The sequence below is a fragment of the Kitasatospora sp. NPDC032121 genome (assembly GCF_055580145.1).
In genome coordinates, this window is sequence record NZ_JBVILX010000013.1 from 175,574 (window position 1) to 196,217 (window position 20,644).

The following is a 20,644-nucleotide window of genomic DNA, read 5'->3' on the forward strand; positions in this document are numbered from 1 at the left end:
ATGGTGCAGAGCGCTGATCCAGCAGCACGTCCTGCGACTGCTCGGCGGTGCTTTGATGGTGCCGCACCGGGGCAGTGCGGAGTGATGACAACGAATGGATCTGCACCGTCGAGGGCAACACGCTGCGATGGTGCCACCGCACTAGGTGGGCGGAGGGTCCGCCTGAATTCAGCCCAACGCCACCGACCTAAGAGGACGTTAAGTCCGTTTCTGGATGATCTGGTGTCGCCCGTTCGTGTGTACGGAGTCGTTCAGGCTGACTCGCGTGTCGTGTGCATGATGCTGTTGGGGCATGGAACGGATGCCGTACTCAACGGACTTGTCCGACGGGCAGTGGGCGCTGATCGAGCCGCTGGTCACCGCCTGGAAGCAGGAGCGGGTGTCGCGCTCGGCGACCGGGGACCCGGGCTCCTGCGACCTGCGCGAGGTCGTGAACGCGCTGCTGTACCAGAACCGGACTGGCTGCCAGTGGCGGCTCCTGCCGCACGACTTTCCGGCCTGGTCGGCAGTGTTCTACTACTTCAGCCTGTGGCGCCAGGACGGCCTTGACCAGCGGATCCAGGAGATCCTGCGCTGCCAGGTGCGGGAGCGGGCCAGACGATTAGAGGACCCGTCCCTGGTGATCATCGACACCCAGTCCGTGCGCGTGGCGGCCGGGGTGCCGAAGGAGACCACGGGACTGAACGCGAACAAGAAGACCCCTGGCAGGAAGCGGGGACTCGCCGTCGACGTGCTGGGCCTGATCATCGGTGTGGTGATCCTCGCCGCGAGCGCGCACGACAACGAGGCCGGCATCGCCCTGCTGGACCAGGCAGCCGAACGATGCGGGATGCGCCTGGAAAAGGTCCTGGTCGACCAGGGCTTCAAGGACGCCGTCATCATCCACGGGGCGGTGAAGGAGATCACCGTCGAGGTGGTCCGCCGCAACCCCGACACCCAGGGCAAGGGCTTCGTTCCGCAACCGAAGCGGTGGGTGGTCGAGCAGGTCAACGGCACCCTCATGCTCCACCGGCGCCTCGCCCGTGACTACGACCACCGGCTGGACAACGCCGCCTCCCGCGTCTACTGGGCCTCCACCGCCGGCATGCTCCGCCGCCTCACCACCCCCAGCCCCGCCTGGCGCGACGAGGTGGGGCTGGCCGCGTGAACGTCACCGAACTCCTGCGACTGTTGCAGGCCGAACACGACGAGACCACCGCACGCGCCGACGGCCTGCGAGAACAGATCGAGCAACTCACCCGTGCCCTGGCCGAGGTCGAGGCCCGCCTCGCCGAGATCGTCACCACCCGCAAGGTCATCGACAGCCTCGCCCCGCCCGACCACGCACAAGCCTCCGAGGAGCCCGCCACCGTCTACCAGCGCATCGTGACCGCCTTCAACGAGTACCCCGGACAGGTCTTCCAGGTTCGCGACCTTCACGAACTCCTCGCACTGCCCACCGACGAGCCCTCGATCAACGTCACCCGCTCCCGCCTGGGACGACTCGTCCGTCAGGGATTCCTCGACCAACCCGGACGCGGCCGTTACCAGAAACGGACTTAACGTCCTCTAAAGGGGGCTGCGATGGTGCCGCACCAGCTGGGTGGGGAGCCACGACCCGCGTTCGAAGCGCTCCCGACGTCAGCTGCCCGCTGCGATGGTGCCGCACCAAGACGGTGCGGAGCGACCCGAAGGTGGCCGGCGCGTTTGCTTATCCCCTCCAAACTGTGATGGTGCTGCACCCGGTGGAGTGCGGACGAACGACGCTGCCGAGGCCCTTCGCCCTGCCCTTGCCGAGGCTGCGATGCTGCCGCGCCGGTGAGGCGCGGAGGAACCCGGAGACGGTCAGGTCCAGCTTCTCCTAGGCGTAGCTGTGATGGTGCCGGTACCAGCAGGTGCGGAGAAGTCGGCCAGTGCGAGTACTGGACGAAGCTGGAGCAGTCGCGGCGACGGTGCCGCACCGGGATGGCTCGGAGCGACGTGTGTTCCTGGTCCTCTGCTCCCTGGACGTGGAGGAACTTCGATGGTGCCGCACGGGGATGGTGCGGAGCGACTGCGGTCAACGGCTGGAACGCCACGATCAACTGGATACTGCGATGGTGCCGCACCCTGATGGTGCGGAGCGACGGGCTCGTCCGGCTCGCCGGAGCCGTCCTCGTAGGTGCCGCGATGGTGTCGCACCGGGACGGCGGCCGCCGGATCTCCCGCCGAGCTGGCACTGGCCGGGTAGCTGCGATGGTGCCGCACCGAGATGATGCGGAGCGACCGTTCGTGCCAGGCCGGAACGGTGCTCAGCCCGGCTCTGCGATGGTTCCGCACCGGGATGGTGCGGAGGGACTGAAGGTCGGTCAGGATGCCGTCGGCGCGCTGAATGCTGCGATGGTGCCGCACCGGGGTGGTGCGGAGCAGCGCCCGCGGCATGGCTCAGGTTTCGACAGCGTTGCCGTTGTGGTGGTGCCGCATTGAATGGTGTAGGCCAGCCGCTGGCCGTGATGCGAAGCCTGATCGCCCACGCGCTGCTGCGATGGTGCCGTACCGAGGTGGTGCGGGAGACGCCACGGCGGGGAGCGCGGCGGCATGCTGGCCCCGCTACTGCGATGGAGCCGCACTGGCGACGTGCGGAGAGGCCTGCGTCGGTCACCCGAACCGGGTCGGCGGCGTGGAAGTTGTGGTTCTCCCACACCAAGCTGCCGTGGGAGAACCAGAGCTTGCGAACCACTTTGATGATGTCGCACCAGGAGTGTGGCGAGGGCCAGCTTCCGGCGAGCCCTGTCCTCCGACGTAAGCCCCGCGGCGGCGGTGCCGAACCGTCAGGGTTCGGAGGAAGCGAAGGCTCGCGCGTCCCGATGATGCTGTCCGCGCTGCGGTGATGCCGCACCGGGATGGTGCGGAGCGGCCCCTCGTTGCACTGGTCATCGCCAACTGGGACACAGTCCTGCGATGGTGCCATACCGGGACGGTGCGGAGCGACCTGCCGCCCGGTTCCAAGGCGGTCCCCGGCAACACGCTGCGATGGTGCGGAGCGACGGTGCGCCTGGACGCGACGCCGCCGGGCGGCGGGACACTGCAATGGTGCCGCACCGGCACGGTACGGAGAAACGAGGGTGACGAGATCACGCACTCCAAGGCGAACGGGCTGGGATGGTGCCGCACCACGATGGTGCGGAGCGACGAGGAATGGCTGCAGCGGGCCGCCGACGTGATGCAGCTGCGATGGTGCCGCGCCGGGAACGTGGGGAGCGACTACACACTGGCTAGCAATCGGCACGTTCGTGCACCGGCTTCGATACCGTCGCGTCGGTGAGGTGTGGAGAAACCCCGACGCTCTGCGTCGGCTGTGCACGTCAACGCTGCTGCGAGGTACCGGGATGGTGCGGAGCGCCCTCCACCCAGGTGCCTTCTTCGATGTCGTAGGCCCTGCGATGGGGTCGCACCGAAGTGGTGCGGAGCGGCCAGAGTATCTGCTCCATCGCCAAGGCGACGCGCATGCTGCGATGGGGTCGCGCCAAGGATGCACGGAGGGACATCAGGGTTCGCGGTCGGATCGTGTTGACCCGGCTGCGATGGTGCCGCACCAGGATGGTGCGGAGCGACCGGCGAATACCTTCGAAGTCGACCTGGACCAGTCCGCGCTGCGATGGTGCCGCAGAGGGATGGTGCGGAGCGACGGCCGATCACGCACTTATTCCGGCCGGTGTCCCACTGGCTGCAATGGTGCCGCACCGGGATGGTGCGGAGCGACCCCTGGTCATGGGTGTGCACGGCATGGTCGAGGCCGGGCTGCGATGATGCCGCACTGGCGTGCGGAGAAGCCACCGACATGGTGGCTGGCGCGCAGCAGCAGGACCTGCGGCGATGGTGCCGCGCCGGTGGGGCACGGAGGAACGCGGTGGTCTGGCTAGTCACCAAGGCGCCAGAGGAGCTGCGATGGTGCCGCACCGGGGTGGTGCGGAGCGACGGGAGTTATCCGCCAGGTGCCGGATCGGCGGGAAGACGCTGCGATGGTGCCGCACCGGGATGGTGCGGAGCGACCGTCGAGCGGATCACCCGCCTGCTCGCGGTCGAATGGCTGCGATGGTACCGCACCGGGATGGTGCGGAGCGACGTCCGCCACCGCCGCGACGCCGCTCATGCTTTTCTCGCTGCGATGGTGCCGCACCGGGATGGTACGGAGCGACGTGCCCGGGGAGTCCAGGAGCTCGAACCGCGTGAGCTGCGATGGTGCCGCACCGGGATGGTGCGGAGCGACGGTTACGGAGGCGCCGAGGATGCCGGGGGTGGCAGTGCTGCGATGGTGCCGCACCGGGATGGTGCGGAGCGACCGCAGCGATCGCTGCCCGCTGAGACCTCGACACCTGTCGCTGCGATGGTGCCGCACCGGGATGGTGCGGAGCGACTGACGATGACTGCCCTCACGGCCGGAAGCTTTTTGAGCTGCGATGGTGCCGCACCGGGATGGTGCGGAGCGACGTGGTCTCCGGACGCCTGTCCGCCATCGGCCAGGTGCTGCGATGGTGCCGCACCGGGATGGTGCGGAGCGACGTGGTCCGTCAGGTGCTGGGCCCATGACACCGACACGCTGCGATGGTGCCGCACCGGGATGGTGCGGAGCGACGGCGGTTGAGCTGCTGGCCTGGTGGTTCGGCGGGTTGGCTGCCGTGCATACGTGGGTGCCAATTGGGGTGATTCGGACTTCTCGCTTCGGCGCGATGGGGTGTTCTCGTGTGTGCTTGTGGTTCCGAAGTCGTGTCCGGCCGGGACGGCTTTCTCGGTGTTGGCGCTGTGGAGTTGTCAAGGTGCGGGCGTTAAAGGGGTGGCCGGGGGTTGGGTTCAGGGCCAGAGGTGGCGGCTGGCGGCGAGGGGGCCGTTGGATTGTTTGAGGCCGGTTCGGGGTGCGGTGTAGAGGGCGGTGACGCCGAGGTTGGTCAGCATGCCGGCGTTGCGGGTGGTGCCGGGTTCGGTGGCGCGGACGGCGGGGTGTTCGAGGAGGACGGTCACGTCTGTGGTGGTGAGTGGGGGTGTCCAGGCGGGCCAGCGTAGGGCTCCGCGGCTGTCGGTGGTGTCCCAGCTGGTGGCGGCTTGGGTGCGGCCGGTGGCGGTGAGGCGGAAGGTGGCGAGGGCGTGGAGGGCGAGCCAGGTGGGGCCGGGGGCTCCGCGTTGGTAGGGCTTGCCTTCGGAGTTGGTGTGTGCGTCGCCGAGGGAGCGGTGGTCGAAGTTGGCGGAGGCATAGTCGGAGATGCGGCGCCAGCCGTCCAGGGCCGAGCGGATCTGCCGTGGGTCTTTGTGGCAGCCGAGGACGGCTTTCTGCATCAGGCCGGTGATGGTCATCTGGCCGGCGGCGGCGATCAGCGGGGTGACGGGGGTGCGCCGCACCGTGGCGGAGCCCGGTTCTTCCTCGGGTTCCGGATAGTTCTTGCCGGTCTTGGGTTTGGTGTCTTCGAAGCACATGACGTTGGCCAGGGAGGCGAACCAGCGGGCGTGGCGGTCGCCTGTCTCGCGTTCGGAGCGGGCGAGTTCGCGCAGCGTCTGGTGCGTGGTATCGATGCGCATGCGCAGGGCTTCGTTGGGGGCGGTGGCGTTCTCGCGTGGTCGGGTCAGGAGTCCGGGGACGTGCGGGAAGGAGTCCCAGACTTCCCCCTCGGTGTCGGTTGTGTCGGCGTCCTCTCCTTCTCCGTCCTCCGTCTCGGCGGCGTCTGCGGGGTCCCCGGTTGTGCGGGCCGTCTTGGCGGGCTTGGGCGGGAGGTGGCTGGCGAGGAGCCCGGTGAGGGTGTCGAGGGTGAGGGGTTGGTCGGTGCTGAGGACCGCTGCGCCGGCCGGGCCCTTCCAGTGGAGGTACGGCTCGGTGGGCAGGGCGGCGGTGGTGAGTTCGAGGATGCCGAGGGCGGCGAGGAAGCCGAGCGGGTCGTCGGAGCGCAGGGCGGGGAGTTCGAGCTGGTGCATGGTCAGCTGCCTTCTTCGGAGCAGGCGATGTCGGCGAGGCGCAGGACCGTTTCGAGGAGGGCCAGGCCCCAGAAGCCGTAGCGCCGGTTGAGGGCGCGGAAGCGGCGTGGGCCCATCCAGTCGGTGCCGATCACGGTGCTGGAGACGGTGACGGTGGTGGTGTCGGGCATGGTGCACTCGACGAGGACCGGTTCGGGGTCGGCGAAGGCGGGCAGCATCGGGCGGGCGTAGCCGTGGTGGGCGGCGACGAGGTGGGTGACGAGGTCGTGGTCGAGGCCTCGGGCGGTGGCGGGGTCGGTGGCGAGCCAGGTGTGGACGGCAACGGCGCTGAGGGCTTCGTGGCGCAGGTCCTTGGACCAGTTGGCCAGGCGGGCGGCGCGTCGGCGGGCGGCGCGGTCGGCGGGGTCCATGCCGGACTTGGCGAGGGGTTCGGGCCGGGACTCGGCGAGCAGGCGGTCACCGGAGCAGAGCATGCACTGGAACCGCGGGTGGTGCTTCCCGCAGTCGTGAGCCCGGGCCGCCAGCACGACGGCGTCGACCAGGTCCTCGGGCAGCCCGACGGCCTCGGCGAAGACGCGGGCGCGCTCGCCGACGGCCTCATGGTGGCGCTTGAGGGTGACGGCGCGGGTGAGGCTGCTGCTGTCCGGGTCCTCGTCGTCCACGGCGACCCGGTAGCGGCCGGCGTCGACGAGCCGGGGCGGGACGAGGGTGATCCGGCCCGGACCACCGTGGTCGATCAGCACCACCCCGGCCACAGCCGACCGTCCGGTGCGCCACTCGGTGACCTCCAGCAGGTCCTCCAGACGCCGGCGCAGCGCCGGGGTGTGTCGGCCGGGGCCGTCGGCCGGGGTGTCGGTGGGCAGGGCGTTGAGCAGGCTGGTGATCGCGGCGCGGACCGTGTCGGTTGTGCTCACGGCGTCCGGGTCGTCGGGGTCTGCGGTGAGGTCGGTGTGGGCCTGCTTGATGATCGGGGTGAACTGCTCGGGGGCTGTGCCGGTGGTGCTGGCCAGGACGGCCGGGTCCAGGCGTAGCGGGGTGCGGGTGTTGTCGGTGGGGTGGTCGCCGAGGTCGGGGACGGGGGTGTCGGGGTCGGCGGTCCAGCCGTAGGTGTCGTGGCCGCCGGCGGTGGTGGGCAGGACGAGGGTGGCGCCGGGCTTCAGGTCCCCGACACTGCGCGGGGTGGTCCAGGTTCCGTCGGTCTCGCGTTGGAGGACGATGGTGCGCAGGCGGGTGGGTGGGTTGCGGGGTTCGGGGGTGGTGTCGGCGTCGGGTCCTTCGAGGTCGCTGGTGTCGGGGGTCGCGCGGGGTTGGGTGAGGAAGCGGCGGACGGTGGCGAGGGGTAGGGCGAGGGTTTCGGCGGTGTGGACGGGGGTGGTGCGGATGTGTTCGGCGAGGGTCTCGGGGTCGGTGGTGTCGGTGGGGAGGTCGGCGCGCCACAGGAGTTGGACTTCGGGCTGTCCGGTGTCGAGGCCGTGGAGGAAGGGGGCGGGGGATTCGTCGGGGACGGGGCTGGGGCTGGTGCGGGCGAAGGCGCCCAGCCGCACCTCGTGGACCGGGGGGATGTGTTCGCCGGCACGGGTGAGCGGCGCGGTGTCGGTGCCGTCCAACAGACCCGGCAGGGCGGCGGGGTTGAGGACCAGGCCGTCCAGGAGGTGGGGGGTCAGCTCGGCGGGCTCCTGGGTGTCGTGGGTGGAGGCCTTCCCTGTGAGCCACTGCCAGGTGTGGGCTGCGGCCGGGCCGTAGACGGGGATGCGGTCCGGGTCATCAGGGTTGTGGGTGCGGACGAGGATCGCGGGCACGGGGCCGAGTTCGCCGCGGCGGTCGAGGCGCCCGAGACGCTGCAAGGCGGAGGCCCAGTCGCCGCATTCGCTGACCATCGCCCCGAAGGTGCAGTCGATCCCCACTTCGAGGGTCTGGGTGCTGACCACGACGAGGGGGCGCTCACGGTCCCGGCTGACACCGTCGAGGAGTTCGGCCAGCGGGCCGGTGACGAGCAGGTCGCGCTCCGCGGGCCGGCAGCGGCCGGTCAGCAGCAGCACGTCCACGTCGATGCGCCGAGCCAGCACTTCGTGGGCGGCGCGGGCGTGGGTGATGGTGTTGGCGATCACCGCGACCGCGGGCAGCCGCAGGACGGGCAGGACGGCGGCCAGGCCGGTCTCGGCAGCCAGGGCGAACGCCTCCGCGGGCTTCTTCGACCAGGCGCCGGCGTCGAGCAGCGTCACGTGGCGTTCGGCTGCGATCCGGCGCCCGGCGATCGGGTGGGCGTGGTCGGCGTCACCGATGCCCAGGCGGGGCCGGTCGCTAGTGGCGCTGGTCGCTGACAGGCTCACCGCCCGAAGCGCCCGGGCCGCCAGTTCCCCGCGCCCCGCTGTCTGCTGGTAGAGCGCGGTGTCGGCGGCGGTCGCGAGCAGGGCCTTCGACAGGTGCGCCTCGTCCAGGGCGAGCAGGGCGTCATGTCCGGTCAGGGCGGCGTCGATCGGGGCGCGCTGGGGGGAGATGTGGTAACCGCGGAACAGCAGACGGCTGCCGTACTGGTCCACCGTCGAGGTCACCACCAGCGGCTGGGCCGGGCTACGCACCCAGTTCGACTCCCACCGGGTGCCGCCGCGCATCCGCACCACCTCCAGCGGCGACTCGCCGCCGAGGTCGCGCAGCGCGGCGGCGACCTTCGCCCGCACCGAACCGGGGGGTGCCTCGGCGAGAGCCGCCGCGAGCTCTGTGGAGTGCTGGTGGGCCTGGTCGACCACCTGGCGCCGGTCGACGCAGAAGAACAGCCGCAGCGGCACCGTCCGGTGCTCGCGCCCCAGCCCGCGGGCGTGCTCCCAGGCCAGGAGGAAGAGCCAGATGTCGATGAACGTCGTCTTCCCCAGCGCGGTGGGGACGTCGAGGTCGGGCCAGTCCGCGCCGCCCGCCACGGCGTCCAGGTAGGCGCTCTGCCACGGGAACGGCGCCCAGCCATCGCACCCGTCACAGGTCGCGGTCACGGCCCCGTCGGGACAGTGGGTGTGGTGGTGGACCTCCCGGAAGAAGGCCGGGAACTCGGCCGTCTCGATCACCGGCGGCCGCTCGGTGCCCGTCACTGGTCGTCCTCCTGAAAGTGCGGCTCCGGGCGGCACAGGCCCAGGCCGAAGTTCTTCTTGCTGCCCAGCACCACCGGCCCCGTCACCGGGACCGGGAAGGTCAGGCGCACGTGGCAGCTCGGCAGCGGCCTCTCCCCGTCCTTGCGGCGCACCGGGAACCCGTCCACGCCCCGCGCACCGGGCACGAGACCACCCCGCGGGCTCACCTGCACCCGCGCCGGTTCGGGCAGCCCGGCCGCGACGCAGCTGGCCGCGACCGAGTCCGCCCATGCGGCTTCCTCGTACTTCTTGGGGAATCGGTCGAGGACCATCGGCAGCACCGTGGCCCACACCCTTGAGGGCTCCTGCCACGTCCCCGGCTGGACGGTCTGCGGCCACTGGTCGTGGTCGGTGGGACTGACCCGTACGAGGTCCAGAGGTTCCCCGTCCGCGAACCGGATCCAGCGCAAGCCCCCCTCGTGGCGAAGGAGGGCGGCGAGGAGAGCCTTGCGGTCCTGCCTGGGCATCTCGCGGGGCAGGGCGATGCCCAGGCCGCGCAGCATCCCGTCGGCGTGGTGGTGGCCGGCGAACGGCAGCGCGAGGTAGGCGACCGGTCGCGGGCCGTCCGGGCTGTTCTTGTGACCGTGGACCGTGGTCATCGCCTCGACGTCGTGGCCCATCGCCTCCAACGTGCCCAGCACCATGCTCCGCAGCCGGCCGGTCAGCTCCAGCGTCCACCGCGGATCCAGCGCCACGCCCGGGGCGAACGAGAACGTCAGCAGATCATCGAACGGCCCCTCCGCCACCGCAGCCTCGTCCCGGTCGGTGTGGTCGGGGTCGAGGTAGTGGTGGGTGACCGACTGGCTCCAGGACGACCGTTGCTCCTCGAACGCCTCCTCCAGCCACGCCAGATAGCCGCGGTAGGGGATCCGGATCGGCCGCGAGCCCCTCGGGTACTCCCCGCTGGCGGCAGGCCTCCAGCTCTGCCGCCACCCATCCTCGTCACCGGGTTCGTCGGGACCGCACCAGGCATCCAGCAGCCCGGCCCCGGTCGAGCGCCCGAAGTACGGCACCCGGCTCGCGAGTTCCTTCAATACCGGGGCGAGCTCCTCCCCCGGCTCCGCAGCCCAGCTGAACACCATCCGCGTACCGGACAGCGTCTTTTGCGCCCACGCTCGCGGCACACCACCGGCGGTGCGTCCCGGCAGCAGGCCGTGGGTCACCTTTCCCGGGTCCACGATGTTGGTCACCACCCACGCCGCGCGCGGGTGCTCCGCCTCCATCGGCCGGGCCGGCACCGTAACCACTGGCGGCTCCTGCGCCTCCAACCAGGTCAGCGCCATCCGGTGCGCGGCGTCCTCAAGGTCGGCGTGCGCGACCAGCGCGCAGAACAGGCGGGCCGGGTGGGGCGGCCACTCCGCGCGCTCGCCGTCCATGGCAGTCGCCTGGTAGAGCGGCTCCAGCAGCTCCACCGAGATGTGGAAAGGCATGACGCTCTACTCGCCTTCCGCCTCGCCGATGCCCTCCAAGCGGAACGAGCGCTCGATCGCCTGCTGCACCTGCGCGTTCGGCCGCAGCCGCACCGGCTCCTTCGACCACACCAGGCCCGCCTCCTCGGCCCGCAAGCGCGCGAACTCGAACAGCTCCAAGGCCTGCGCCGCCGTGTCCAGCTCCAGCGGCTCCGTCACCGCCACGCCCTCACGCCCGCGCCCGACCCACTCGATCCGCTCCGACACCAGCAGCAGGTCGCAACCCGACCGCAGCCGCACCGCCGGCGCCGCGAACGCCAGCCGGTCCCCCAGCAGCGCCAGCGCCGCCAGCAGAGCCCTCGCCGCCCGCACGTACTCCTTCGGTGCGTCGCCGAAGCGCAGAGCCCTCAGTCCCGCCATGGCCAGCGTCGCGTTCCGCTCGATCGCCCGCACCGTCACCCCGCCCATGCCCTCGACCGGCGGGATCATCCCGTGCCCGACCGCCGACGCCTTGAGCATCTTCCCCTTGCCCTTCTTCCCCGTGCCCTCCACCGGCCTCCAGCCGTCAGCGGTCAACTCCACGTTGTCTCCGGGGAAGTTCCACTTGTCGAAGCGCCCCGCCGCCCGCCTCCCGGACAGCGGCTCCAGGCCCACAAGCTCCGAGGTGTAGGTGCGCGGCACCTTCAGCTGCACACGGCGCTTGCGGTGCGAGTCCCAGATGCCGAACACCAGGTCCGACGGCGCCGACTCCAGGAAGGCCCGCACGTCCCCCGTCCCCGTTTCACGCAGCGCCCGGCCCGTGTCGGTGTCGTCGAACTTCACCCCGGCCTCGTCCAGCGCGTCCCGGAAGTACGCGTCGCGCGAGCGGTGCGGGGCGTCCAGGTTCGTCATCCGAAGGTCCCGGCCTTCCGCGCTCACGTGCAGCGCCAGGTGCGGCACCACCGCCTCCCCCAGGTCGACAGCCTCCAGCAGCGCCGTCTCACAGCGGTTCGCCTGCGACTGCCGCTGGTCCAGCAGCACCACCCTCGTGCGCTCCCTTCCAACCCACCGGTCCTCGAACAACTGGCCCGGACCGTCGCTCTCCTTGAGCTTCACCGTCGGCGGCGCCACCGGCGCCCCCACGCCGGCCACCGGCTCGTACTGGGCCACGACCCGGATCGCACCGTCCGCCGACAGCCCGCTCGCCGCCTCGGCCAGCCGCTCGTACAACGCCTCCATGGAAACCCTCCTTGGGCAGAACCTCTCGGACAGTTCGCATCGAAGCAGGCCCCACCGACAGTCCTCACTCTTTCGAGTGACAAAACATCAGATCTTTTTTCTGAGAGGATAGTTGAGATAAAATCCGGCGGCTTCAGGAGGCCGGCGGCAGTGATCTTTCCGAGCTCTCGTGCTGCCGGCGCAGCACTGCAGGCATCACCAGCAGAGACGGTGAGCTGACCGCGTGTGCCTCCGTGTCCTTACCTGACACCAATGGAAGTCTCTGGCCCATTCCTCAGGCGTTCGAGTACGTGCTCAGACCACCCGTTGTAAGTTTGGCCAGTCATCAGCGCGGCCCGCCGGGCTTCCCTTCAGGGACACGCCCCCACCCGCACGAGTCACTTCGTGCTGCCTGGGAGCATGTCTTGTTGTTCCGCGACTCCGCGTCCGCGGTCGCCGCCGAGAGCCTGGCCGGATCACTGTTCGTGCGTCTCATCGACCAGTTCGTTCACAAGCACGGCCACAAGCCCAGCCCGTCCGAGGTGCGCTCCTGGGAGCGGAGCATCCCGGTCCTGACCAACGCGCTGCTGGACGCCGGTCTCGGCATGGTGGAGGTGCTCCTCGAGTATTCGCTGCCGCTGAACAGCAAGCGGGCGGATGCCATACTCGCCGGCATCCACCCGGCCACGGGCGAGCCGTCGTACGTGGTGGTCGAGCTCAAGCAGTGGAGCAGTGCGCTTCCGGAGGATGGCGAGCCGCTGCTGTGCCGGGTGGACGCGTACACCCGGCCGGTGCTGAACCCGATCGAGCAGGTTCGCGGCTACTGCGACTACCTGATCTCCTTCAACGGTGCGCTCGCCGCGCATCCCGAGCGGCTGTCCGGTGTGGCCTTCCTCCACAATGCGACGGAGTTCGGCGTCCAGGGCCTGTACGAGGTGCCGCAGGACGAGCGCGGCCGGCTCTTCACCACCGAGCGCCGCGGGGAGTTCGTCCAGTACCTCCGCTCGAAGTTGAAGCCGGTCTCCGGCGCCGAGGCTGCGGACCAGTTGCTTGCGGGCAAGGTTGCCCCGTCCAAGCAGCTGATGGCGGTGGCCGCCGAAGAGGTCCGCGAGCGCGAGCAGTTCGTCCTGCTGGACGAGCAGCGGGTCGCCTACGAGCTGGTGCTGCGCGCGGTCCGCCAGGCGCAGCGGTCCGATCACAAGGAGGTCGTCGTCATCACAGGCGGCCCGGGCACCGGGAAGAGCGTGATCGCGCTGTCCCTCCTGGGTGATCTGTACCGGCGTGGCGTCACGGCCCTCCACGCGACCGGCTCCAGCTCGTTCACCACCACCATGCGTCGAATGGCCGGGGCGCGGAAGAAGCAGGTGCAGGACCTGTTCAAGTACTTCAACAGCTTCATGACCGCCGAACGCAACGGCCTGGACGTGCTGATCTGCGACGAGGCCCACCGGATTCGGGAGACGTCGGCGAACCGCTACACCCGGGCCGCGCAGCGCACCGGCAAGCCCCAGATCGAGGAGCTGATCGACGCCGCCCGGGTGCCGGTGTTCCTGCTGGACGAGCACCAGGTCGTCCGGCCAGGCGAGATGGGCACCGTGGCCCAGATCCGGGCTGCCGCCGCCGTGAAGGGCCTGGACTGCCAGGTGGTCGAACTGGACAGCCAGTTCCGCTGCGGAGGCAGCGACGCCTACCTGCACTGGGTGGTGCGCCTCCTGGGTCTCGAGCCCGGTGGCCCTGTTGGCTGGGAACCCGACGGCAAGGTCGCCCTGGAGGTCGTCGACAGCCCTCAGGAGCTGGAGGCGTTCCTCGACGCCCGGCGCGCGGAGGGGTACGGCGCCCGTATGTCGGCCGGGTACTGCTGGAAGTGGACCACGAAGGTCACCCCGGGGGACCCGCTCCCTCTCGACGTGCACATCGGTGACTGGGCCCGGCCGTGGAACGTGTACGGCGACCGCTCGATCGCCGGTGCCCCGCCCGCCGCGCTGTGGGCCACCGACCCGGCCGGCTTCGGCCAGGTGGGCTGCGTGTACACCGCCCAGGGCTTCGAGTACGACTGGAGCGGCGTGATCCTCGGGCCGGACCTCATCTGGCGCACCGACCGCTGGGTCACCGACCGGACGGCGTCCAAGGACCCTGTTTTCCGCAAGTCCACCTCCGACACCGACATCGACCGGCTGATCCGTAACACCTACAAGGTGCTGCTGACGCGAGGAATGATCGGCACGGTCGTGTACTCGACGGATCCGGAGACGCGCACCAAGTTGCGGGAGCTGGTCGCCGGGCAGACGGCAGGACGGATCGCGGTGGGGCACGGCCGCCACGGCTGATGACCACTCGCTAATTCCTGGCGAGGCGCACGGGTGTCGTCCGGTCTGCACGGTCGGGAACGGGCCGCCCGGAACGGAGTCAGATAGCACACGGTCGCTGATGGATCGGCGACCGTGCACCGCTGTCAGCCCGTATGCGCCGGGGTCAGGGGCTCCCTAGCCTCGCCCCGAAAGACCTGTTCGGCGTGCCACTGCCGGTGTCGGCCCGCGACCGATGGAATCCCTGCCTGCGGGCCGATGACCGGCCGTCCGGTCAAGGCGAGCACATGCTGCCTGCTGGCCTCGCTGCGCCCGACGAAGCCCCGCGAGACGAGTATGCGACGGCCCTCCCCCAGGCCCAGGACGCCCTTGTCGAAGAGCTTGTGGTGCAGCGAGCACAGGCACAGGCCGTTGTCGACCTCGTCCGGCCCGTCGTACGACCACCAGCGCACGTGCGCCGCCTCCAGGCCGACCGAGCTCGCGCCCAGCATGCCGTCGTAGCCGCAGAAGGCGCACTGGAACTCATAGGCAGTCAGGACGAGTTCACGCATGCGCCGGTCTCGCTGCCGTCGCGCCACCCGCTCTGTTCCGCCCAGGGTGCCGGACACGCCCTCGGTGTCGACCGGGTCCAGGTCGAGGCCGACGGCTTCGCACAGGTCGGCGTGCAGTGACGGCGGGAAGTGGAAGTCCAGGAGCACCCGCGCCAGACGGCCCAGGAGCGCCGGCTCCTTCCGCAGAGCCGTTCGCAACTCGGGCGCGAGCCTGCCGGTCGCGCCGCTCGAGCGGAGAACCCGCACTCCACTTCCCGGGCTCCCGAGCCCCTGGTCGGTCCTGACCTCCCAGACGCCGTCACTGACCAGATGATGGAACGGGTACGCGGGCGTTGTCGGATGGGCGGGCCCGTACTCCTCGAGCAGTCGCTTCAGCTCCTCCTCGACGGCGCTGTACCTCAGTTCGCCGTCGGCATTGCGTTGGAAGCTGCCCAGCGCGTACAGCAGAGCAACGGTTTGTGTGGCGCCCGAACGTCGTTGTTCGTCCACCGTCTCAGCTTCGCCACCCGCTCCAGCCAGTCCATGACCGCACAGCGTATTCCGGAACCCGGACACGACCACAGCCGCAAGCCCCCACAGGGCGCTGCCCGAGCCCCGCCCGAATTATGCACCTGGTAGACAGCCCGCGCTCGACCAGGACGTCCGCCCCGGCCTTACCGGCGCCAACATCACTGGCCCGTTCACCGGACGTTCAAGTCGGTCACTGGTCTCAGCGCACGAGGGTCAGCTTCGGGCGGGTGCCGCCACCTTCTCTGGCTGGCCGCTCGTTGCTGCCGCTCCTGCTGGTCACGATGAGACCGAACACCCAGCTACTCAGTTCCTTGGGCGTGACGTGAAGCTCTCTAGCAACGTCCGATAGCCCACAACCCTTGGCTTTCAGGTTCGCGAAGACCTTGTCCAGGAGCTGAGAGCTTTCACGGACGGGCATGCCGTTGGGTTCGCCGGTACGGTAGCCGCGTTCTCCGAGGTCGATGACGGTTCGGCGGTATTGCCAGTCGGTGAGGAGGCCCAAGTCGTGCAGGCGGTAGGTGAGGGAGAGGGCGGACACGTTCCAGATCGGCTTGGCCTGGAGGATCTGTGAGACGAGGGGCGAGCGGGGCATGTGGTCGAGCACGCTGGTGCGTGGCATGAGGAACGCGCTGGCGAAGGCGTTGGCTTCCTGTTCGGCCTGGGGGCCGACGAGTGAACGGTCTTCGCCGTGCAGGACCAGGTGGCCAAGCTCGTGCGCGGCGTCGAAGCGACCGCGTTCTGGCGTCTTGAGTGTGCTCAGGAAGACGAACGGGACGCCGTGTCGCCATGTAGCGAAAGCGTCCACGTCCGTGTATTCGGGGGGCAGGGAGAAGACGCGGATGCCGTGGGATTCGAGCAGGTGGACCATGTTGCCGGCTGGGGTGTGGCCTAGGCCCCAGCGGGCGCGGACCATCTCGGCTGCGGTCTCGGGGTCCGGCTTTCCCAGTGTCGGTACGTCCGCGGCGGGGAGCCTGAACCGGTCTTCGATCCAGTCGTGGAGTTCGAGGGCGAGCCGGCTCGCCGCGAGCGCTCCTTCGCGTGGGCCGGCGGCGAGCTTGCTGCGGGCTCTGAAGGAGACGGCTTCGAGTGGGATGGGGTCCAGGTCCGGCTGATAGAAGAAGGACTCGGGAAAGTCGAGGGCGGCCGCCAGTTGCGCGAGGCTTTCGGCAGTTGGTTCGGTCCGCCCACGCTCGTAGTTCGACAAGCTTTGGAGGCTGATTCCCGCACGAGTTGCGAGGTCGTTGAGGGTGTAGCCGCGCCGCTTGCGGGCGACGACGATGCGCGAGGAATTGATCATCGCTCCTCGTCATCCTTAGCTGGTCGATGTGCTCGCTGTCACCGCTCTTGGACGTCTACCACGTAGCTTGCGGCTTGATCGCCAGTGTAGTCCTGGATCTTTTTGATTCGAACGGCGGGAAGGAGGATTCGGGCCCTCCAGCTGTCGATTCGCCCCTTTGGCCCCACCCTGTCCGGGAGTGAGAGCTCGCTGCGAATCTCCACGATGTTCGATTTACGGCCCTCGATGCGGCGGGTCAGGAGGTACCAGGTGGCGAGGTTGGCGTACTCGTCGTCGTCCAGGTGGACTTCGTCGGGTCCGGCAGCGGGGGTGAACAGGGAGAGCTGCTGCAGGTGCTGGTTGCGGGTGATGGCGGCTTCCTTGGTGACGCCAGCGGGACGATGGCTGCGGGGCTGCGGGTTGCCCGGAAGGCCGGTGCGGGCATCTCCCAGCAGGACTCCGATGCAGATGGTCTTCTCGGGGTTGACGATCAGTGGCGCTTGCTGCGGGTCGTATCGCTTCCAGCCCAGTTCGGTGCGGAGCTGGAAGCGGAGCTCCCGTACGCGGGCCAGGTAGTCCTGGGTTCCACGGGCGTTCTTCGGGTCGTCGCTGGTGCATTGTTCGCGGGACCGCTCCCCCATGCGGACAGCACGGTCGAAGTACTCAGGGCGCAGGCCCATGTCGGCGAGCAGTCGTGTGCTGTCGTCCGGGTTGCCGAGAGCAGCGTTGAGGAGCACGAACCCTCCGAGTCTTATAAGAATCGCACCACACATGCGGGCGAGTTTTTATAAGAGTAGCGCGTGACTCTGACTCAAGTGGCTTCGCAAGATCGGCTGTTGTCACACATCGCGGATCAAGCGAGCTGACCTGCGCAGTTGTCGAAGAGTCAGCCGAGACGGCCCACGCTCGGGCAGCAGTGGTCGCCCTCGGGTCCCTGGGCCTGAGGGCGACCAGGTCCCTGGCTGGCTCGAGGCTCGTTCGATGAACAGCGCCAACGTCGAACGGTTGCGACTTCCGGGACCGCGCCGGGGAGGCCATGGAGGGCTGGCGCTTCCGTTCAGCGATTTCCGCGCTTGGATCTGGACGTCGTGAACTGGACTGGGATGGTCCACCCTCGGTCACCCTTGCGGGCGGGACAGGTCCTGTCGTAGCAACGCCAGTACCAGCCGGCCTTGCCTCGCCTGAGGTCGAGCTGGTCTCCCTGGCAGCCGACGCATCTCGGAGGGCGGGCGAAGTCCTCGGCGTGCTCGTGCTCAAGGATCTTGCGGGCGAAGTGGGCGCCTCGCACGGTCAGCATGATCTCGCGGGAGTGGCTCTGGGAGAGGGCGTTCAGGCTGCCGAGGAGCACGGTCTGCTCGTCGATGACGACGATCTTCTGGTGCATGACGTTGACGGGGATCACCGAGGGGGTGACGGCCTTGAGCTCGTCCAGGTACTCGGTGAACCTCTGCTGGTTCTGGTCGCTCTGGTCCCGGACGAATACGGTGACCTGCACGCCTCGTCGTACGGCGTCCTCCAGGACGGGCAGAAGGCTCCGTACGCGTTTTGCGACCCATGGGGTCCAGATCCAGAGGGAGTGCTTGGCCGCGGCGAGGCGGTCGGCGAAGTTCTTGTAGAAGGCGACCTCGTCCTGGACGTCAGCGATTTCGACGTGCCGGCTGAGGATGTCCGCGAGGCGGGCACCGACCGGGCCGAGCCCGGGCGCCTCGGCTGCGAGTGGGGTGACGAGGCTGGTGGCTCGGATGGTGCGGACTGCGCCAGCCTCGACGAGCCCTCGGACAGCGCCGAGGGCTGTGTCGTGGGGTGCGGCCAGGATGCGGCTGCGGCTGCCGATGAGGTACAGGCGGTTCTGCACGCGGGTGGTGGCGACGTTGAACAGGCGGACGCCGTTGTTGGCCCAGTCTCCGCTGCCTGGGCGGCGTGAGGCCTGGGCCATCCACATGCCGCGGCTGTGTTGCTCCTCGACGAGGTCGAAGATGACGACGGGGAATTCACGGCCTTGGAAGCGGTGGGCGGTGCCGACTTCGGCGAGGAGCCCGGAGTCGCCTTCGATGTCCCGCAAGGCTGCGAGTGTGGCTTCCGCTTGTGCCCCGTAGGGGGTGACGATGCCGGTGGTGTCTCCGTCGGCGCGGTGGAGTTCCACGAGGGTGCGGGCGAGGAGGAGGCCTGCAGGCCACCATCCGCTGGAGGGGCCGAGGCGGTGGATCTGCGCGAGGCCTCCGAGTCCGTCGGTGTCGACGATGACGATTTCCGCGTCGTCCTGCGCCTTGGCGCGTGCTCGGGCGTGGACGGTGGGACCGCCGGTGAGCAGGCCGTCGTAGGCGAGGGTGTTGGCCAGGCGCATGACGTCCGGGCCGAAGCGGTGCTGGACGTCGAGGCTGATGCATCCGGGGTTGGCGCGGGCGGCGGCTGGGGTGTCGATGCGGCAGTGGTCGAACACCTCGGTGAGGAGCCAGCGTCGGATGTCGGGGCGCTGGCTGCTTTTGAGGGCTTCGGGGAGCACGGGGCCGAGCTGCATGAAGTCGCCGAGGAGGACCGCGGTGGTCTTGGCCTTGGCGACGGCGAGGAGGACTTCGGGCAGGGTGGCGGCGCCGACCTCGTCGACGAGGACGACGTCGTAGGGGCCTTCGAAGACGGTCGGGTTGGTGCGGAATCTGGCGAGGGTGGTGGCGACGAGGCGGGCCTCGCGGATGATCTGGCCTTGCGCGTCGCGGGCCAGGCGTTCGTACTGTTCGTGGAGTTCGCGGTGCTGCTTGATCAGCACGGGGTGGCGGGTGGCGTCGGCGGCGACCTGGGGCCGCAGGGCCTGGGCTTCGCGGTGGGTGGCCGGGTGTCCTCGGCGTTCGGCCTTCTTGACGTCCTCGGAGGCAGCGCGGGTGAGGCGCAGTTGTTCGTCGAGGTGGACGATCCGGGCGGCCGCGTCCTCCTCCGCGTCACGGGTCTGGCGGAGGGAGGCGTCGGCCAGGTGCAGCTCGGTGTCGATGGCGGCGAGGTCGTCGCGGGTGAGCGGGATCTGCCGGCTGAGCCGGGTGACGGTGGCGTGGGTCTGGAGGCGGTGGCGGTCGGCGAGGGCACGGGCTTGCCGGGCCGTATCGAAGGTGCCTTGATGGCGTGCGAGAGTGGCGTCACGGTGCTTCTCGGCGGCGGCGATGGCGGCGCGTGCCGCAAGTTTGGCCAGACCCTTCTTGGCTTCGAGGTCGTCGAGAGCCTGCTGCGCCTCGGCCAGTTCCTGGTATGCGAGGAGTGCGCGGGCTTCAGCGCTGGTGGCGGCCGCTTCGACCTCGGTGGCCTCGGCTTCCAGCGCGTCGATCTCGGCCCAGGCGGCGCGATGTCCGGCGGCGTTGTCTCGCTGGTGCCGGGCTTGTTCGGCTCGGTCCTCGGCCTGCGCGAGCACGGGCTGCAGGTCACGATGCTGATCAGAGCACGCGGCGAGTTGCGCGGTGAGGTGCTCCACCGCGTGGGCCGGGTCGTCCAGGCGCCGACGCTGCCGGGTGTAGTGATCGGCGTCGAAGCCGGCGAGGCGGAGGGTGAGCGCTGCGAGGTGCTGGGCCCGCTGCTGTTGGGCACTGAGTTCGGCGGCGACGGCTTCGCGCTGCTCGTCGATGGCGGTGAGCTTCGCCCGCACCATGAGGGGAAGGCAGACCTGGGGGTCGTCGGCGATCTGCTTCAGGTGGGGTGGGCCGACGCGGACGAGCTGCCCGGGAGAGTGGCGCTGTTCCTTCACCACGCCGAGGAGAGCGTTGTCGACGGCGATGTTCGTCGCCGACACCAGGAGCACGCGCTTTCCGGCGACGATCAGGTCACTGATGGCGCGCTTGAGGACCGAGGTCTTGCCCGTGCCGGGCGGCCCCCAGACGAGCCACAGGCCGGTACCGACGCAGGCACGGTAGGCGAGGTCCTGGGCCGGAAGGAGGGTGCCAGCGGGCAATCCGTGCGGTGAGAGTCGCCCGCCGGGTTCACTGCGGGCGAGCAGGCCGGCCAGGCCGTCGTCGGTGATGCCTGCGATGCCATCGCGCAGGGACTTGATGAGGAACGTCGCAGGTTGCTGGTGAAGCCAGAGGCACGGATCTTCGAGGTCGGCGAAGTCGGGCACGCGGATGCGCAGGGCGGTGCCGTCGTGGGTAACGTCCAGGACGGAGTGGCCGTCCTCGATCGTGTTCTCGTCCGGTTCTGCAAGTCGGAGGCTGTCGGCTTGGAGCTGGTCGGCGTTGATGGTGAGGCCGCGGATATCGACGGCGTACTCGCCCGGGCCGGCGGCGACGGCACGACCCAGAACCCGCCAGTAGGGCTTCCGACCGGTGCCGCCCTCCATAGCGAGCCAGGAATCGACCGCCGTCACCGCTTCCTCGCGCCAGCC

General features: G+C 69.6%; 10 protein-coding genes, 1 pseudogene and 1 CRISPR repeat array. Of the genes and pseudogenes, 3 read left to right on the forward strand and 8 right to left on the reverse strand.

What is annotated here, in order from left to right:
• Positions 1-292: 292 nt before the first annotated feature.
• Positions 293-1,147, forward strand: coding sequence for an IS5 family transposase (locus ACZ5OX_RS27570; RefSeq protein WP_465633793.1), 855 nt, complete (start codon positions 293-295; stop codon positions 1,145-1,147).
• Complete coding sequence (locus ACZ5OX_RS27575) at positions 1,144-1,542, forward strand: hypothetical protein (protein ID WP_465633794.1); 399 nt, start codon at positions 1,144-1,146, stop codon at positions 1,540-1,542. The genes ACZ5OX_RS27570 and ACZ5OX_RS27575 overlap by 4 nt, the downstream gene beginning before the upstream one ends.
• Before the next feature lie 2,358 nt (positions 1,543-3,900).
• Positions 3,901-4,594: a CRISPR direct-repeat array (repeat unit 37 nt; unit sequence GCTGCGATGGTGCCGCACCGGGATGGTGCGGAGCGAC).
• A gap of 215 nt (positions 4,595-4,809) precedes the next feature.
• On the opposite strand, the gene ACZ5OX_RS27580 is transcribed toward ACZ5OX_RS27575, so the two are convergent.
• The 4 genes from ACZ5OX_RS27580 to cas7g are packed head-to-tail and all read right to left on the reverse strand — an operon-like array spanning position 4,810 to position 11,665.
• A complete protein-coding gene (locus ACZ5OX_RS27580) occupies positions 4,810-5,919 on the reverse strand; it encodes a type I-G CRISPR-associated protein, Cas3-extension family (RefSeq protein ID WP_465633795.1) in 1,110 nt (369 codons plus the stop codon).
• 2 nt (positions 5,920-5,921) lie between these two features.
• Positions 5,922-8,999, reverse strand: a complete 3,078-nt coding sequence (gene cas3g, locus ACZ5OX_RS27585; RefSeq protein ID WP_465633797.1) for a type I-G CRISPR-associated helicase/endonuclease Cas3g — start codon at positions 8,997-8,999, stop codon at positions 5,922-5,924.
• Positions 8,996-10,468 carry a type I-G CRISPR-associated protein Csb2 gene (gene csb2 / locus ACZ5OX_RS27590; RefSeq protein WP_465633798.1) on the reverse strand — a complete coding sequence of 491 codons (1,473 nt, stop codon included), beginning with the start codon at positions 10,466-10,468 and terminating at the stop codon, positions 8,996-8,998. The genes cas3g and csb2 overlap by 4 nt, the downstream gene beginning before the upstream one ends.
• Before the next feature lie 6 nt (positions 10,469-10,474).
• On the reverse strand, positions 10,475-11,665 hold the full coding sequence (cas7g, locus tag ACZ5OX_RS27595; RefSeq protein ID WP_465633799.1) for a type I-G CRISPR-associated RAMP protein Csb1/Cas7g: 1,191 nt from the start codon (positions 11,663-11,665) through the stop codon (positions 10,475-10,477).
• A gap of 404 nt (positions 11,666-12,069) precedes the next feature.
• Here cas7g and ACZ5OX_RS27600 point away from each other — a divergent pair, with 404 nt between their 5' ends.
• Positions 12,070-13,971 (forward strand): DNA/RNA helicase domain-containing protein, encoded by a 1,902-nt coding sequence (locus ACZ5OX_RS27600; protein ID WP_465633801.1) that lies wholly within the window; start codon positions 12,070-12,072, stop codon positions 13,969-13,971.
• 125 nt (positions 13,972-14,096) lie between these two features.
• Here ACZ5OX_RS27600 and ACZ5OX_RS27605 read toward each other — a convergent pair.
• The 4 genes and pseudogenes from ACZ5OX_RS27605 to ACZ5OX_RS27620 form a co-directional block, all read right to left on the reverse strand.
• A pseudogene (locus ACZ5OX_RS27605) lies at positions 14,097-15,025 on the reverse strand (phosphorothioated DNA-binding restriction endonuclease).
• A 185-nt stretch (positions 15,026-15,210) separates the two neighbouring features.
• Positions 15,211-16,308, reverse strand: coding sequence for a helix-turn-helix domain-containing protein (locus ACZ5OX_RS27610; RefSeq protein WP_465633802.1), 1,098 nt, complete (start codon positions 16,306-16,308; stop codon positions 15,211-15,213).
• A 38-nt stretch (positions 16,309-16,346) separates the two neighbouring features.
• Entirely contained in the window at positions 16,347-17,024 is a 678-nt protein-coding gene (locus ACZ5OX_RS27615) for a hypothetical protein (protein WP_117490318.1), read from the reverse strand.
• A 320-nt stretch (positions 17,025-17,344) separates the two neighbouring features.
• A complete protein-coding gene (locus ACZ5OX_RS27620; RefSeq protein WP_465633803.1) occupies positions 17,345-20,626 on the reverse strand; it encodes an AAA domain-containing protein in 3,282 nt (1,093 codons plus the stop codon).
• Positions 20,627-20,644: the final 18 nt, after the last annotated feature.

Excerpts from the sequence above, each read along its gene's own strand:
- ACZ5OX_RS27580 (WP_465633795.1), bottom strand. The coding sequence starts at position 5,919 with ATGCACCAGCTCGAACTCCCCGCCCTGCGCTCCGACGACCCGCTCGGC.
- csb2 (WP_465633798.1), bottom strand. The coding sequence starts at position 10,468 with ATGCCTTTCCACATCTCGGTGGAGCTGCTGGAGCCGCTCTACCAGGCG.
- ACZ5OX_RS27610 (WP_465633802.1), bottom strand. The coding sequence starts at position 16,308 with ATGATCAATTCCTCGCGCATCGTCGTCGCCCGCAAGCGGCGCGGCTAC.
- ACZ5OX_RS27570 (WP_465633793.1), top strand. The coding sequence starts at position 293 with ATGGAACGGATGCCGTACTCAACGGACTTGTCCGACGGGCAGTGGGCG.
- cas7g (WP_465633799.1), bottom strand. The coding sequence starts at position 11,665 with ATGGAGGCGTTGTACGAGCGGCTGGCCGAGGCGGCGAGCGGGCTGTCG.